Annotated in this window: 8 protein-coding genes; 7 read left to right on the forward strand and 1 reads right to left on the reverse strand. The window is 40.4% G+C overall.

Annotated elements, in window-relative coordinates:
• The first annotated feature begins 7 nt into the window (after positions 1-7).
• Together HMPREF0766_RS04015 and HMPREF0766_RS04020 are read left to right on the forward strand one after the other, a co-directional pair.
• Complete coding sequence (locus tag HMPREF0766_RS04015; RefSeq protein WP_002993948.1) at positions 8-1,021, forward strand: PorP/SprF family type IX secretion system membrane protein; 1,014 nt, start codon at positions 8-10, stop codon at positions 1,019-1,021.
• 27 nt (positions 1,022-1,048) lie between these two features.
• Positions 1,049-3,016, forward strand: a complete 1,968-nt coding sequence (locus tag HMPREF0766_RS04020) for an OmpA family protein (protein ID WP_002993950.1) — start codon at positions 1,049-1,051, stop codon at positions 3,014-3,016.
• 282 nt (positions 3,017-3,298) lie between these two features.
• On the opposite strand, the gene HMPREF0766_RS04025 is transcribed toward HMPREF0766_RS04020, so the two are convergent.
• Positions 3,299-3,922 carry a 7-carboxy-7-deazaguanine synthase QueE gene (locus HMPREF0766_RS04025; protein ID WP_002993952.1) on the reverse strand — a complete coding sequence of 208 codons (624 nt, stop codon included), beginning with the start codon at positions 3,920-3,922 and terminating at the stop codon, positions 3,299-3,301.
• A gap of 208 nt (positions 3,923-4,130) precedes the next feature.
• Here HMPREF0766_RS04025 and HMPREF0766_RS04035 point away from each other — a divergent pair, with 208 nt between their 5' ends.
• From HMPREF0766_RS04035 to thrS, 5 genes are all read left to right on the forward strand, one after another.
• Positions 4,131-7,751, forward strand: a complete 3,621-nt coding sequence (locus HMPREF0766_RS04035; protein ID WP_002993955.1) for a DUF7507 domain-containing protein — start codon at positions 4,131-4,133, stop codon at positions 7,749-7,751.
• A 401-nt stretch (positions 7,752-8,152) separates the two neighbouring features.
• Positions 8,153-9,910 (forward strand): glycosyl hydrolase family 28-related protein, encoded by a 1,758-nt coding sequence (locus HMPREF0766_RS04040; protein WP_002993957.1) that lies wholly within the window; start codon positions 8,153-8,155, stop codon positions 9,908-9,910.
• 648 nt (positions 9,911-10,558) lie between these two features.
• Positions 10,559-13,720, forward strand: a complete 3,162-nt coding sequence (locus HMPREF0766_RS04045; RefSeq protein WP_002993960.1) for a SusC/RagA family TonB-linked outer membrane protein — start codon at positions 10,559-10,561, stop codon at positions 13,718-13,720.
• Between the two features lie 26 nt (positions 13,721-13,746).
• Entirely contained in the window at positions 13,747-15,453 is a 1,707-nt protein-coding gene (locus tag HMPREF0766_RS04050) for a RagB/SusD family nutrient uptake outer membrane protein (protein ID WP_002993961.1), read from the forward strand.
• A 279-nt stretch (positions 15,454-15,732) separates the two neighbouring features.
• Positions 15,733-17,658, forward strand: a complete 1,926-nt coding sequence (thrS, locus tag HMPREF0766_RS04055) for a threonine--tRNA ligase (RefSeq protein ID WP_002993962.1) — start codon at positions 15,733-15,735, stop codon at positions 17,656-17,658.
• Positions 17,659-17,684: the final 26 nt, after the last annotated feature.

Consider the following 17,684-nt stretch of genomic DNA (forward strand, 5'->3'; position numbering starts at 1 on the left):
ATACAAAATGAAATACGGAAAATATGCAGTGATAACTATAATAAGCCTGTTGGGACTGACACAAGTCAGAGCCCAGCAGAGCATACAGTTCACGCAATATATATTTAACTCGATGAGTGTCAATCCTGCCTATGCAGGGTATAAGGAAGAGTGGTTTGCTCAGGTAGGACTGCGCAGTCAGTGGACAGGTTGGGAAGGAGCTCCGAAAACAGGAACTGTTTCCATAGATGGAGTTTTGGATGCACAATCCAAACGTCATGGTGTGGGGTTGAATGTAACTGCAGATAAATTGGGAGCACAATCCGCCACGGCTATCTATGCAAATTATGCTTTCAGATTGCAATTGGATGATGAAGATACACAACGGCTGAGCCTGGGTATAGCAGGGGGTGTGACACAGTATAGTCTGGATGGAAATAAGCTGGATCCGAATGATTATAATGATCAGGTAATCCCCCGTGGAAAAATATCCGACTGGGCTCCGGACATTCGTTTAGGTGTATATTACTATAATCCGAGATGGTATGCAGGTGTCTCCGTACAGGACCTTTTCAACGGCACTAACTCCGGATCAGACTATCGTTTTAACAGTACCACATCCGAGAACCTGTACCGTACTGTAAGCGGATACTTCATTGCAGGAGCACTGTTTGAATTAGACAGAGGCGTTCACCTGAGACCAAGTATTCTGGTGAAGGAAGATTTTAAAGGACCGACTTCATTAGACGTAAATGCCATGTTTGTATTCAATAGTAAATTCTGGATAGGAGCAGGGTATCGTACCAGAGCGAAGATCTTTAACCGGACATATCAGGATAAGTCAATAGATAAACTGAGTGCTACAAATGCCATAACAGGAATCGCACAGTTCTATGCAACCGAAAAACTGCGTATAGGCTATTCCTATGACATGATGATCAATCGAATGAGCGGTCTGCAGAACGGATCACATGAGATTACGCTTGGACTGACATTCGGGCGCAAAGCAGCAAGTCAGTATTTAAGCCCGAGATTCTTCTAATTAATCAGTATTAATGAATCATAAAGAATGAAACGGAATATCATGATAAAATCAACTTACCTGAACAAACTGTTAATCGCTCTGCTTATCTGTGCTGCCGGAATTTCTGAAACAAAGGCACAGGAACAAGTGAGTAAGAGAACAACAGCGGAAAAACTGTATTATCAATATGAATACTATTCAGCATCACGTATATATGAGAAACTGGTAGATACTAAACGTCCTAAGGCAGAGGATATGGAGCGTCTGGCAACCTGTTACTTCAATATGAATGAATATAACCTTGCCCGTAACTGGTATGCACGGGTTGCTGAAGAAGGCAAAATATCAGATCAGTCTCAACTCAATTATGCTGATGTGCTCAAAAAACTAGGAGACTATGCGGCAGCAAAGAATCAATATAAAGCCTATGGTACAAAAACAGGCAAAGAAAGTGAAGTGGAATTAGCCATTCAGGGATGCGATTCGGCAATTGTCTGGATGCAGAAACCTACTGTACACAAAATCAAAAATGAACAGCAGATCAATACGCGTTTCTCTGACTTCGGCACTACACCGATCGGGCAGCAGGTACTCTATGTAGGAGAGCCTATGGGATCCGACCAGATTTCCGGACGGACAGGGAGAGCATTCCTCAGAGTATACTCCGCAACAAGAGATAAGGATGGAATAGCATTGATCTATCCGAATATGTTGCCCGATGTCTTTAACAGTGCACCATATCATGTAGGTCCTGTTGCCGTAAATAAGGATGAAAACGTGCTGTATGTAACACGTACTTATCCTGGAAAAGATACGGAACAACAAAAGTCAGGTCCCTACAGTTTCAAAAAACACAATCTTGAAATTAAGATCTACACAAAGAACGGAGATAACTGGAATGAAACTGATTTCCCTTATAATGATACCAAAAAGTATGCAGTAGGGCATGCCGCATTGAGTAAGGACGAGCAGACATTATATTTTGCATCCAATATGCCAGGTGGATATGGAGGTGTAGATATCTGGTATTCCATACGACAGCCTGATGGTACATGGGGACAACCGATAAATGCCGGAGCTGAAATCAATTCAGCAGGAGATGAAATGTTTCCGTCCGTATTTGAAGACCGGTTATACTATTCAAGCAATGGATTTCCAGGGATGGGTGGTCTCGATATATTCAGTGCAGTAGGTAGCCGGTCTTCATTTACAAACCGTCAGAACCTTCGTTTTCCTGTCAACTCAGCTTCAGATGATTTTAGTTATGTCCTCTTAGGTGACAGCCCTGAAGCACGATACGGATATTTGTCATCCGATAGATTAGGAGGTGTAGGTCTGGATGATATTTATTCTTTTTCAGCGATCAAACCCAAAATTACCATTTTACTAAAAGGTATTGCCCAGCATCGTACAACAGCAGAACCCCTGGAAGATGTTCAGCTTTCTCTATTAAGTGATGGCGGGAAAGTGGTGTCCCGCAAACTGAGTGCTGCGACAGGTGTATTTGAATTTCAGTTAGAACCCGGTACAGCCTACCAGTTAATGGGAGAAAAATTGAAATTTCATGGAGACTCCGTGAATATTGCAGCGCTGTCCCCACAGAAAGATACCACCATTCAGGTAACACTAAGGCTGCAACCTATCATAGAAAAAGGAACAACATTTATCCTGGAAAACATTTATTATGATCTGGACAAATATAATATCCGGGCTGATGCCAAACCGATTCTGAATCAACTGGTGAATACCCTTCGGGATAATCCCACACTCAAGATCGAACTATCCAGTCATACAGATAGTCGCGCCACCCATAAATACAATATGAAATTGTCTCAAAACCGTGCACAGGCTGCCGTAGACTATATTGTCAGCAGAGGTATTGCCCGGGATCGTATTGTGGCAAAAGGATATGGCGAAACCAGATTAGTCAACAAATGTGCTGACGGTGTCAAATGCTCGGATGAAGAGCATCAGGCAAACAGAAGAACAGAAATCAAAGTATTGGAATATTAAGATTATTATTCCTCTGATGATTCCCTTTCCATAAATATTATTCCCCTGACCCTCTCCATATTTAAGGAGAGGATCAGGGAGAGATTCTATGTCCTGAGATACATTAAAATTGACCGGAATTTAAGAAACCCGTTAAATACAATAAAAACAAACTGTTTTCATCGCCCGTCTGTCCTGTTACAGGAGACGGGCGATTTTTGTATACAACAGGGCTAAATAAAAAATGTTCCGACCCTCTGGATAAAGATCAGAACATTTGTATGTCTGGATATTCTTTCCCGGTTATGGGATATTAAGATATTTGTGTGTTTGAAGGGAAATTTCCCATTTAGGATTTGCCATTACATAATCGATGATCAATGGCGTCATCTCAGCAGCTTTAGACCACTCCGGTTGAAGATATAATTTACAGGTATCACTGACCAGTCTGGCGTGTTCTTCAGCCCATTGAAAGTCACTTTTATTAAAGACAATTACCTTTAATTCACCTGCATTAGCCAGTACATCAGGTCTTGGAGCTTTGAATTTTTTCGGAGAAAGACATATCCAGTCCCAGTGTCCGCTCAACGGATAGGCTCCTGAAGTCTCTAAAAAAGTCTGTATGCCCGCATTCTGCAATTGACTGGTCAGATAATCCAGATTATAAATCAAAGGCTCTCCGCCTGTCACTACGACCGTTTTGGAAGGATGTACGTTTGCATGTTCTACAATAGTATCAGCTGCAGTAAGCGGATGCAGTTCGGCATCCCAGCTTTCTTTAACATCACACCAGTGACATCCCACATCACATCCGCCTAAGCGTATGAAGTATGCTGCTTTGCCGGTATGATAGCCTTCTCCCTGTATCGTATAGAATTCTTCCATCAAAGGGAGTTGCTGGCCGTTTTCTGGAACTTGTAGTGACATCTTTTGAAATTAAGACTGCAAAGGTAGGCTTTTTTTCTTAAGATCCCAGCCTGTGTTTTTTGGAGCAGTATGCTTCGTGAAATTATGACATATGATAGACAGGTAATTAACTTTTTTATAAAAAAATATTTCTTCTTTCTTGAACATATTAATTTGATGATTGTTATATTTAACATAGTTAGTACCCATTACTAAAACTCTACCTACAATGAAAAGCAAAGGATATTTTCCATTGTTTTTATTCCTGTTTATGATCCTGTGTCCGCTATTGATGTGGGCTGACGGATCAAAGGATCTTTACCCGACGGGGGTGAAAGGGAACCGTGCGTACCTGATTTCCCGGAGTGAGAAAGAGGTGGGGACTACAAGTTTTCCTTTTTTTACACTTGGAGCACATTATGTATATGTACAATCAGGTGAAACCATTGCGGCAGCTTCCAGTGCACAGAATATAGGGGAAGGCCGGATTCGGCTGACAAGCCCCGGCGGAAAAAAATATCTTTCAACAAAAAATAATATCGGTAAGATTGTAAATAACGGAACAGGAACACGTCAGGCTGAAATCTCCGGTCCACGTGTAGGATATGCTCCTTATGAGGTTAAAGTAACCGAAGAAGGGGTTTGGAAAGTAGAATTTATATCGCCGGTGGGAGAGTTTACTGAAAATTTCGGCGATCCGAATATCCCGGTAGTTGCAGCCAATGGAGATTGGTCACAGACCTGGGATACCAGTATTGCGGCCTGGGATATTTCAGTAAGAGATGAAAAAGATGAAAACTGGATTTCAGGAAGAGTTTATACAAATGTGCTGAATCTTCATCTCAACAGCGGACAGATGGCAAATAAACAAGGAGCCTTCTATGGTAAATACTTCGTTCTTACTCACGATGCATATGTGTACAAAGTTGACGGCAACGGTAGCAACGGTATAGCATTTACTTCATTTGTCAATAATATGGGTTTCCTGGATGATGAAGGTAAATCTTTGTACAAAAGTCTGAATTATATTCCACAGGTAGGTTCAGGAGATGTACAGGATCCGAGACAAGCGGATGCGAACGGACATATTACCCATAAGATATTATATACCAGACCTGATCTGCATATGCCTGCAGAAGCTGCAGGCGCAGTACCCGAGCTGAAAACATGGCTGATCAAAGACAGACCTCAGCCAGTCGTTTCTGATATTTCCCTTATAGGATATGAAGGTACAAAAGGACAACTCGGAGCCAAAGGTGCATATATCCTGTTTAAGAGCAGTGAGGCAGCCAAATATAAAGTAGTATTGGAAAGGACAGGCGACCAGACACAGCTATTGACAGAGTTTGTATACAACGCATCTGCAGGTCTGAACAAAATCTATTGGAATGGCATCGGGAAGGATGGACAGTTTGCCCCGAATGGGGAAAAATACCCTTTAACTATTCGTATGGAACTAATACAGGCAGAAGTTCATTTTCCCTATATGGATATGGAAATCAATCCGAATGGTATTTTGCTGGAACGATTAGATAAAGAAATGAATGAAGTAGAGTCTGATATTGTCTATTGGGATGACAGTGATATTCAGGAAGGGCTCCATTCGGAGAACAGCAATCCCAGAGTAAATCTAAGTGGCTTAAGCAGTCATATCAACGGACATCGTTGGGGGACTTACACTAACCAGACCTCGCAGCGAAATACAAATACCAATTACGGCAATTACAGTTTTGGAAATGAAAAAGCCATAGATACATGGGCCTATGCATTGACTCCCAATCAGCAAATCACTATAGCACTCACTGTCAAAACCGCAGATCTCGAAATCACATCTCTGGAAAGTCCCGATAGGCAAATAAATAAAGGTCAGGAAGTAACCTATGTACTGAATCTGAAAAATAATGGCCCTTCAGATGCGCCCCATGTCCGCTTCAATTTTGGTCTTCCTCTGGGATTTGAGATCAATCATATAGAGATGGGAGAGGTCGTAGCAAACATTGTGCACGAGGAAGCAAACCAACACAGCAGCCTGTTGAATCTGGCCAGCCAGGAAGAACGTATCGTAACGCTGAAGGCGACAGCTTTACAGGAACCGGAGCGTACTATGGCGATTCACGCCATAGCATCCATTGTACGAAGTGCAGATATGATAGATCCCGATGCGACTTCTAAAGATCTGGCTGTAAAAGAACCTTTAGATGCAGAAACAGAATGTTTAGGGCAGGGATGTAATAATATCCGTCTCCACAGAGAAGTACTCTGGAAAACTACGCCGGTATCAAAAGGAAAAATTGCATTAGTAAAAAAAGCACAATTTATCGATGAAAATGCAGATGGCTATATGCAATCCGGTGAGATACTGCGCTACCATTTTGAAGTTATTAATAATGGCGATGAAGTATTGAAGGATATTCGCATCTACGATCCTATGCTTAGTTCCTCAGGTTTAAGACTGACTGCGGATAATCTGCAGCCAGGACAGTCAGGAAAGATTTCTGTTGATTACAAAATAAATGCAAGCGATTATAATACGGGTTCAGTTGTCAATTCCGCATGGGTAGAAGCTATTGCTGATGCAGGTATTCCGGTAAAAGATATTTCGGGCACATCCCACGATAATGACGAGCCGACCATTACGGCCATTATACATAAGCAAGCCATATACCTTAAAAAAGAAGTAACTAACAAAGGAACCAGAAAAGATGGGCTCTTTGGTGCAGGCGATCTCATGGAGTATACTTTTACAGTATGGAATCAGACAGATACAGCTTTGACACGGATATCACTTCAGGACGATATGTTGTGGAAAGTGCCACAAATTCTTCCTGTAGAACAGCTGAAAAGAGGGGAGCAGTATACATGGAGTACATTCTATACGGTCACAGAAGAAGATACGGAAAAGGGCAGTATAATAAATTCGGCAACTGTAAGCGCAAAACTTATTCATACAGGTCAGGAAATCAAGGATATCTCAGGCACCTCCTATGACAATGATCTGCCAACAGTAACAAAGGTAAGTAAAAGACCGGTGGGGGTAGAAGATATCGTAGTGATAAAGCAAAACCAATCTGTACGTATTGATGTTCTGCAGAATGATACAGAAGGAAGCCAGCCACTATTGCAACATACTTTAGAACTGGTGAAAGAGGCTGCACATGGTGAAGTTACACTGACCGGAGACGGACAATTTGTATACCGCCCTTTTGAAAATTATGTAGGGACGGATGAATTTCTATATACAGCGACGGATGATAATGAATTAAAAATGTCTCCTACGGCAGTGAAGATATTTGTAAATCCGACCAAACCGGTGGCCGTCGATGACTATGTAACCGGAGAATACAATAAAGACCTGATGATAGCAGTTCTGTCAAATGACAAAAAAGATGACAGTGAACTGGATATCCATAGCATCCGGATCGTGAAAGATGCACAGCAGGGAGTGTTGACGATCAGTCTCGGACAGATCATATACCGCGCAAAAGAAGGATATACAGGCAAAGATTCCTTTACTTACCAGGTCAAAGATCTCAATGGTAACTGGACAAATGAAGCAATCGTGAATATGGAAATATCAGGTTTTTCAGTACCGAATGTCTTCACACCAAACGGTGACGGAGTAAATGACGTCTTTTCTGTATTAGGCACCGGCTATTACGATCGTATCTCGCTGTCTGTTTGGTCCAGATCTGGTAAAGAAGTGTATTCAAGCAGTGATTATCGTAACGACTGGACGGGTGACGGAGCTGAAGATATGACCTATTTCTATGTCGTGCAGACCTACAAAAACGGAGTCAAACAAACAAGAAAGACAGGTTATGTGTTGATTACCCGTAAACCGTTGAAATAGATAGTTTTATATTATATATATGACTCAATCTTCAGAATACCGTAAACATGGTTCTTTTATGATTTTAATCCAGCGGACTTAACCTGATATCTATAACGTTTTCGTAAAAAAGATTAGAATTGAAAATAATTTTCTTCTATTTTAGTCTTAATTCAATTATAAGCACGCTATTAATCTTTTTTCCAGTATTATCATTTGTTGCATAGTCTTGATTGTAGGTTTAATGTGATAAAGCATTGCTTCTATTTACTAATCCTGTTTATTGTGGGGTTAATCGGACTGTAAACTTATAAGAGTTATTATACACTAACTAAAATTTTATAAACACACACAACTATTAATGCAGTAAACCTTCTCAAAACCATTGAAGAGATTGTTGCCTGTACCCTAAAACAAAAATTATGAAACATTTAAAATTAATTTATTTGTTATCGGCTGTGCTTTTAACAATATCATGTAAAAATGATTTACTGGTAAACGATGACGCTGCTGCTGGTATGAAATTATCAGCTAAAGAAATGGCAATTACACCCGGTTATTTACCATTACCTAATGGCTCTTTTGAAGACGGAACAGGCAATACCTTTACAAACTGGTCTATGTTTAACGGAGCTTCCACGCTTTCAGCTACGACAGTGCCCGCAGAAGTGTACGAGGGTAACCGTGCGCTGAAAGTGGTAAATACCGTCAGTAACGGAATAGATAATTCATGGAAAATACAATTTGGCTCAGCTTATCTTCCAACCGTATCGGGCAAGGATTACCGTATTCGTGTGTGGGCAAAATCGACAGGAACAAGTACCAACGGATTCCGATTCCAGATAAGGGGAGGTACGACACAATTTCTGCCACATAAGAAGATTGGGACTGCCTGGGCATTATATGAGTGGGGCTTTACAGCAACTGCAGATTCTACGATGATCTTATTTAATCTGGGAGCTGATGCAAACACTTATTATATAGACAATGTATCTGTCAGTGAGGTGCCTACTACTGTAGCATATTCTGCCATATGGGGAGAAAATGGTGAGTTGTGGGATAAATCCCGTATTCCGGATTTTACAAACGCCGGATATAGGAGTGGTAATCAGGTTATTCCTGATTATCCGCAAAGTATAAATGTCACGACTTTAGGAGCTGTGGGAGATGGGGTTACAGATAATACCGCTGTGTTCAAGACCGCTATTAATCAGTGTGCTGAGAATGGTACCATTTATATTCCTGCCGGAAAATATGTATTGAAAGATACACTCATGATTAAGCGTAGCGGTATTAATATTAAGGGAGCCGGAGATGCGACAATACTTTACTTTACCAAAGGACTGGAAGAGCTTTATCCCAGGTATAATGTAGGTGGCGCAACGAATCAATCACCCTGGTCATGGGAAGGTGGTATGATCACATTCTCCGGAAATATCAGCGGATCTGGTATTCAGTCCTTAAAAATTGAATTTCCGGACAATGCCTGGGCCGGACATAATTTTCATGAACGGGCTTACAACGCTATTGGCTACACCAACAGTGCACATGACGGATGGATCAAAAATGTAAAAATGAAAGGTTGCGATATCGGAATATGGATTGGAAGAACTTCACATCATATCACTGCGGAAGGCTGGACACTTGAATCCGGTCCCGTTCGTGCGGCAGGGACAAAGGGGGTCGGACATCATGGCGTAAATATTTATGGTGGATATAATTTGTTTCAGAATTTTGAAGTTAAAGGCAAGTTCCATCATGATTTGTCTGTTGAATCTTCATATAGTGTATTCAATGTATTCAGAAATGGTAAAGGAACAGATATATGTATAGATCATCATAACCATCAGGTACGCAATAATCTGTTTACGAATCTCAATGTAGGAACAGGCACCCGTCTCTACACTTCAGGTGGAAATGACACTCCAGCTGGCATTAATATTAATGAGACTTACTGGAATATTACAGCGACCAATAATCTTTCCTACAATTATATGGGATATAATACCAGTGGAGCCAAATCTAAAAACAACGTGGCAGTTGGAATAAAGACTAGCTCAGGCTCAGCGACTCCTAATGCGGACAATAACTGGTACGAAACGATCAATCCTGCATCTCTATATCCAAAAGATTTGTATGTATCGCAGATGAAACTGGTGAAAAATATAGTCGTTAATTAAAATCATAAATCTTGATGGATCAACATATATAATGCATTACCATCTTGATTGGTGCTTAAACATTTCTTTCATGTAATATTTAAATCAATCGGGAACTCCAGTCTTGGAGTTTCCGATTTTTTAGGGTTGAATCATCCCCGTGTATTGAGACACACCTGGGGCTGTAAAGAGTTTGGAAATATGCTATAAGAATAATATTTTTTCTATAATATACTTTGTAACTAAACTATAACGTTTTCGTTGAAATATTTTGTAATTCCTTTGTCTCTGAAAATCTGAATCTGTAATTTCAATAAAAAGAGTAATCAATTGTAGTTTTATCACTAACTAAGAAATACAACAGCTTTAATCTTAACTAAATACGCTTAATACGTAAGCGGTATCTGGATTTTTTTTGATGAATTATTTGTTTAAATAAAGTCAGTTTAACTTTTAATTGCAACCTGTTGCAATTAAAAGTAGAAAAATGGTCTTAAGATTCGGATGTAATGTATTTTAACATAAATAACCAGTTTTAAATGTATTAAAATTGCCAAAATAGATTCTCTTACCAGGTAAGTGAACTATATCTATTGTGTAATCTATTGGCAGCAGGTAGTATGAGCGATTTGATGCCAGTAAATGTTTTATTCCACCCACTTATAAATTATGAAAACTAAACCAAATTCTCCGGAAAGCTACGTCTTCCTTCTGGTTAAGGCTAAACTTCCGGGTATTCAAAATTTCTTTAATATGAAAAAAGTACTGCTTCTTATAATCATAATATCAGGAGTAAGTCTGCATTCATTTGCACAGACCACCGTAAGAGGAATTGTCAAAGATGAAAGCGGAAATGCGCTTTCCGGTGTCAGTGTAAAAATCAAAAACACAAATAACGGAACTTCTTCTGATGAAAATGGAAATTATTCAATCACAGTATCTGATAAAGATGCCGTTCTTGTTTTTTCCATAATCAGTTTTACCACACAGGAGATCAAATTAAATGGCAAGACTAACCTTAACGTGACGCTGAGTTCAACAGAAACGCAACTTGATGATGTCGTCATCATCGGATACGGTGTCAGAAAACGACAGGATGTTACAGGAGCAGTATCTTCAGCGAATCTTTCCTTACAAAAACAATCTCCTAATGGAAACGTCATGTCCTCACTGAGAGGAACTGTTCCGGGGCTGACCGTAGGGCAGGTTACTACTGCCGGAAGTGATCCGTCTATTATGATCCGCGGTCGCAATTCTATTTCAGGTACGACATCACCGTTAATAGTACTGGATGGATTAATCTACAGAGGATCCATCACCTCTATCAATTCCTCAGATATCGCCAGTATAGATCTTCTGAAAGATGCGAGTGCGGCTGCAGTATACGGTTCGCAGGCTTCCAATGGGGTGATATTGATTACCACTAAAAGCGGTTCAGGTGCGCAGGACAAAGTTACTATAGACTATACCGGATCCGTGTCATTTCAGGAAATGACAAAGAAAGATATGCGTCCTGTTTCCGGTGCCGGATTTATACAAAAACTCGGTGACTGGTACCTTTCGGAAAGCCGTGATCCCAATGATATGACACAGATGAATCCCAAATGGGATCCAACAACTAAACTTTCAGTCATCGAAGCCGATAATTATAAGAATGGCTATGAAGCGGATTGGTGGAAATTGTTGACAAATCCTTCTCCCAGAATCCAGAATCACAACATTGGAATAAGTGGAAGATCTCAAAAAATACGCTTTTATCTGGGGTACGGATATTTTGATCAGAAAAATCTGGTTAAAAATGATAATTACAACAGAAATAGTATAAGACTTAATCTGGAAGCTAAAGCACTGGACTGGCTGACTGTCGGTGCACAAACCGGATTGACCATAAATAATTACAGCGGAGTGTCACCAGCATTTACAGATCTGATCTACTTACGGCCTTATAGCATTCCTTTTGATCCTGTTACCGGACAGCAACTGGAATTTTATCCGCAAAGCACAAATCCAACACAGTTGGAAGTCTTAAGAAGATCCCGGGATTCGGATAAAAATTTAAATCTGATTGGTAATTTTTATGTCAGCGCAGATATTCCTTATATCAAAGGGCTGAATTACAGGATTAATTTGGGTAATAATTATATATATGCCAACAGATTTAATTATAATGCGCCTAATGTGGAGGCTACTGCATACAAAAGATACATGACAGATTATTTTCTGACATTGGATAATATCCTGACTTACAAAAGAGATTTTGGTAATCACAGTATAGATGCAACCTTGCTCTATGGAGCTGAAATCAATAAACACGACGGAACGCAAACAACAGCCGGAGGAATATTAAACGGTGCTTTAGGTTACGACAGGCTGGATGTAGGAGATCCGTCAAGATTGTCTGTTTCTAACGATCTTAGCTATTTACCATGGAAAGAACAGGCGCTTTATCAGATGGCCAGGTTGTCCTATTCCTATAGCAAAAAATATATACTTACAGGTACAATCCGGAGAGATGGATTCTCGGGTTTTTCAGCAGCAAATAAAACAGCTGTATTCCCGTCAGTAGCATTTGCCTGGCGTATGATTGATGAAAATTTTATCAAGTCAGTTTCACAGATCAATGATCTGAAACTACGTGTTTCGTATGGAGCTACAGGAAACCGGACAGTAGGCAGATACCAGACCCTCTCACAAATGAATGTAGGATTGAGTAGCGGTTATTTATATGGTAGCGGAGCAGGAGCTCAGGCTGGTTCATACCTGGGGCAGTTACCCAACCCGGATTTGAAATGGGAAACAACCACTTCATTTAATACCGGGGTAGATTTCGCATTATTTGAAAACCGACTTTCAGGATCTTTAGATTTGTATTTCTCCAATTCTAAAAATCTCCTTAACTCCAAAGGAACTCCTACCATTACCGGATTTTCAAGTTACCTGATTAATATAGGAAAAATCCAGAATAGAGGACAGGAATTAAATATTAACGGCGTACCAATTGCTAAAAAAGACTTCAGATGGGAAGTAGGAGTTAACTTTTTCAGAAACAGAAATAAGATACTGGATATTGATGGTACAAAAAGAGATCTGATAAACGGAGCAGATCCTATTCTGAGCTTCTTTATAGGCCAACCCTATGGTGTAGTGTATAATTATAAAATTACAGGTATGTATCAGATAGGTGAAGAAATTCCTGCACCGCTGGCAGCACAGGGATTTAAAGCCGGCCAGTATAAGATAGAAGATACCAACGGAGACGGCACTATTACCACTGCTGACAAACAGATATTGGGTAAGCTGGATCCTTCCTTCAGTCTGGGCGTATCCAATAGTTTTCAATATAAAAATTTACAGTTAAAGTTTTTCATAAATAGTATACAGGGAGGTAAAAACGGTTACCTGGGAGCACCCGGTATCATGCTGCAAAATCCGGATAATATCCGGAATAATAATGCCTTTGCTTTTGATTATTGGACACCCAATAATCCTGATGCCCGTTACAGAAGCATAGCAGCCTATGTGCCAGTTTTAGGCGAAAACTTTGGTCCGTATATATCCCGGAGTTTTATCCGGCTGCAGGATCTGACATTAACTTACAAACTCTCCGAAAAGCTTATTGAACGTATAAAGGTGGTGAAAGCATTGAGTGTATATGCTAATGCGCAGAATCTGTTTACCATCACCAACTGGGATGGATGGGATCCTGAAGCGAATCCTGTGGGTTCACAACGATCATCTCTTGGATATCGTATGCCCGGAGGTTTGGGGTTAGATGCGAATGGATATCCTGTTATGAAAAATTATTCATTAGGCGTCAACATTACGTTTTAAAGTTTTACAATTATAATTGTTTAGTAATGAAAAAAATTAGATTGATCATCCTTCTTTTTATGGGAATCGGAATAGTTTCCTGTAAAAGTGATTTTCTGGACGAAAAGCCATTGTCCATATATACACCTGATAATTCTCTTCAAAATCAGGCTCAATTCCAACTGGCAGTAAATAACCTGTATAGTGATATCCGAAATATCTATATGGGCAATATAAATCTGGATACCTATTTTGGTTTGTACTATGCAACAGATTTGGCATATAATGCAACAGACTATGAACCTGCTGCAAAATTAAATGCCTACAAAGCTACTATGGTACCCAGCTATTTTATACCTCAGAATATTTGGACAAGCCTCTATAAGATTATTACCAATTCCAATCTGATCATCAGCAGAATACAGAATGCCACTCAGGTACCCGAGAGCGCCCGTAACAATTTTTTAGGACAGGCCTTGTTTTTCAGAGCCTATTCGTATAATATGCTTGCAAATTTGTATGGTGGAGTACCTTTAGAACTAAATGAGTTGAGTAAACCCCGTTATGATTATGTAAGGGCTACCAGAGAACAGGTGTATACACAATGTAAAACGGATCTGGTGACGGCTGTAGGGTTGTTGGGCAATATCAATCAGGTACCGGACGGCACCGTTAACAAGCAGATTGCCCAGCATGTCCTTACAGAGGTACTTATATCATTGAAAGATTATGACGGAGCGATAGCAAGTGCCTCAGAAGTAATCAAGTATTCAGGGGTGTCGTTAATGCAAAACAGGTTTGGCAGAAGAGCAGACAAACCCGGAGATGTGTACAGGGATTTATTCGAATATGACAATCAAAACTACAGCAAAGGCAATCGGGAAGGATTACTGGTCATTCAGACCTCCTTAAATAATGCCGCTTCAGTAGGTGATGTAACAGCCTGGGCGATTGTTCCGTCTTATCCCGGCGTACGAATCACTGAGGCGAACTCAGGAACCCGTATGCCTATAAAATCCAATGGCAGATTTGCCAGCAATATCTCTTCAAACGGTATTGGCTGGATAAGACCCACATCACACTTCTTATATGAAATATGGACGCCGAATGATATTCGTAACTCTGTGTATAACATAGTAAGGGATATCAGGATTACAGGTGTGCCGACTAATTCTCCGGATTATGGTAAATGGTATGTAAAGGATGGCTATAAGGCTAAGATCGCACCTCAGGACTTCCGGGATTCAATTCGTGGATTTTACCCTGTGATCCGAAAAGCTTCTCCGTCTTCAGAAGATTTTGTGGCAGCAGCTGGTCCGGCTATGATTACAAATGTGGCCGATGCTTTTGATGGCTTTTATCTCAACGGATCTCAACGGGTATCGATACAAAAATATATGGCTCGTCTTTCCGAAACGTATCTTTTAAGAGCAGAAGCCTATTTAGGAAAAGGAATTACTAATCTGGCGGCTGATGATATTAATGTGATCAGAAGAAGAGCCAAAGCTCCGGATGTTAGTCCGGGACAGGTCAATATCGACTATATTTTAGATGAACGATTAAGAGAACTCTATATGGAAGAGTTTAGAGCAGTTACACTTGCACGTCTTGGAAAATTGTACGACAGAGACAAACGTTACAATCCAAAATCCGGTCTTACAATAGAACAGTATCACAATCTCTGGCCGATTCCTTCTAATGAAATTACGCAAAACACAGAAGCGAAGTTAGAGCAAAATCCGGGATATAATTAATCACCCCATACATTGTCCATAGCGATTCAAAAACTATGGACAATGTTCCGAAATTAGCTGAACTAAAACCGGTCTCTGAGAGACTTCTATAATAATGAAATGAACTTTTATAGAAATAAAGTATACATTCAAAAGGCTGTTAATACAGCTTTTTTTGTTGTCTAAATTTCAGTATCTTTGTAATCTAATTAACAAAGGAGTGGTAGGGTAAAACTACATAGTCGTATATGTTGTCCTGCCGGCTTCTATATTTTATTAAACATATAATCATACTTGTAAATGATTAAAATTACATTACCTGATGGTTCCGTTAGAGAATATGAAAAAGGAACATCAGCCGCTCAAGTAGCATTGTCCATTTCTGAAGGATTAGCCAGAAATGTATTAGCAGCCGAAGTAAATGGCGAAATCTGGGACGCTTCACGTCCGATCGAACAGGATTCCTCCCTTAAATTACTTACCTGGAATGATGACAAAGGTAAATCTACCTTCTGGCATTCTTCTGCACACTTAATGGCAGAAGCATTAGAAGCCTTGTATCCGGGAGTAAAATTTGGTATCGGTCCTGCTATTGAAACAGGATTTTACTACGATGTGGATTTCGGAGACCGTGAATTTTCATCAGACGAGTTTAAGCAGATCGAAGATAAAATGCTCGAACTGGCAAAACGCAAGGAAGTATTCGAACGCAGAGCAGTTTCTAAAGCAGAAGCACTGGATTATTTCACTGAAAAAGGTGATGAATACAAACTTGACCTGATCAAAGATCTGGAAGACGGAAAGATTACATTCTACTCTCAGGGGGATTTCACCGATCTGTGCCGTGGTCCGCATATTCCGAATACCGGATTTATCAAAGCGATCAAACTGACAAACGTAGCAGGTGCATACTGGCGCGGAGACGAGTCGCGCAAACAATTGACTCGTATATATGGTGTTACCTTTCCAAAAGCTTCTGAACTGACAGATTACCTGAAGTTCATCGAAGAAGCGAAGAAACGTGATCACCGTAAATTGGGTAAAGAACTTGAACTTTTTGCTTTCTCCGAGAAAGTGGGAATGGGATTACCGCTATGGTTGCCTAAAGGAGCCGCACTTCGTCAGAAGCTGATCGACTTTATGCAACGTGCGCAGTTGAAAGCAGGATACGAACCTGTCGTGACACCACATATCGGACACAAACAATTGTACGTGACTTCAGGTCATTACGAGAAATATGGTGAAGATTCATTTCAGCCCATCAAGACTCCGGTAGAAGGGGAGGAATTCTTCCTTAAACCGATGAACTGTCCGCACCACTGTGAGATATATAAGACAAAACCACGGTCTTACAAAGACCTTCCGGTTCGTTTTGCTGAGTTTGGAACCGTGTACAGATACGAGCAGTCCGGAGAATTACACGGATTGACACGTGTACGCGGATTTACTCAGGATGATGCGCATTTATTCTGCCGTCCGGATCAGGTGAAAGAAGAATTCAAAAAAGTAATTGATCTGGTACTTTACGTATTCGGGGCATTGGGCTTTGAAGACTATATCGCACAGGTATCCTTGCGTGATCCTGAAAACAGAACTAAGTATATCGGTTCTGACGAAAACTGGGCGCTGGCTGAACGTGCGATTATCGAAGCTGCTGACGAAAAAGGATTGCCTACCGTAGTAGAATACGGAGAAGCAGCATTCTATGGACCAAAACTGGACTTTATGGTCAAAGATGCGCTGGGACGTAAATGGCAGTTGGGTACTATACAGGTCGATTACAATTTGCCTGAGCGCTTTGAGTTGGAATATACAGGTAGTGACAATGCAAAACACAGACCTGTCATGATTCACCGTGCACCATTCGGGTCTCTGGAGCGATTTATCGCTGTATTGATTGAGCACTGTGCGGGTCGTTTCCCGTTATGGCTTGCTCCTGAGCAGTTTATCGTCTTGCCAGTGTCAGAAAAATATGAAGAATATGCACAAAAACTTTTAGAATCGTTAAATAATTCCGATATTCGCGGTCTGATTGACCTTCGTGATGAGAAAGTCGGTCGTAAGATTCGTGACGCTGAAGTGAAAAAATTACCTTATATGTTGATTGTAGGGGAAAAAGAAGCAGAAAGTGGCACAGTTTCTGTTCGTAAGCACGGGTCAGGAGACGTTGGTTCAATGACACCCGAAGAATTTAGAGAAGTATTAATTAAAGAAATAACCGTTTAATTTTCAAACATTTGGCATTAAAAAGA

Source organism: Sphingobacterium spiritivorum ATCC 33861, from assembly GCF_000143765.1.
GTDB lineage: Bacteria > Bacteroidota > Bacteroidia > Sphingobacteriales > Sphingobacteriaceae > Sphingobacterium > Sphingobacterium spiritivorum.

Bases quoted from the DNA above. Each gene is read 5' to 3' on its own strand.
- HMPREF0766_RS04020 (WP_002993950.1), top strand. From the start codon at position 1,049: ATGAAACGGAATATCATGATAAAATCAACTTACCTGAACAAACTGTTA.
- HMPREF0766_RS04035 (WP_002993955.1), top strand. From the start codon at position 4,131: ATGAAAAGCAAAGGATATTTTCCATTGTTTTTATTCCTGTTTATGATC.
- thrS (WP_002993962.1), top strand. From the start codon at position 15,733: ATGATTAAAATTACATTACCTGATGGTTCCGTTAGAGAATATGAAAAA.
- HMPREF0766_RS04025 (WP_002993952.1), bottom strand. From the start codon at position 3,922: ATGTCACTACAAGTTCCAGAAAACGGCCAGCAACTCCCTTTGATGGAA.
- HMPREF0766_RS04040 (WP_002993957.1), top strand. From the start codon at position 8,153: ATGAAACATTTAAAATTAATTTATTTGTTATCGGCTGTGCTTTTAACA.
- HMPREF0766_RS04050 (WP_002993961.1), top strand. From the start codon at position 13,747: ATGAAAAAAATTAGATTGATCATCCTTCTTTTTATGGGAATCGGAATA.
- HMPREF0766_RS04045 (WP_002993960.1), top strand. From the start codon at position 10,559: ATGAAAACTAAACCAAATTCTCCGGAAAGCTACGTCTTCCTTCTGGTT.
- HMPREF0766_RS04015 (WP_002993948.1), top strand. From the start codon at position 8: ATGAAATACGGAAAATATGCAGTGATAACTATAATAAGCCTGTTGGGA.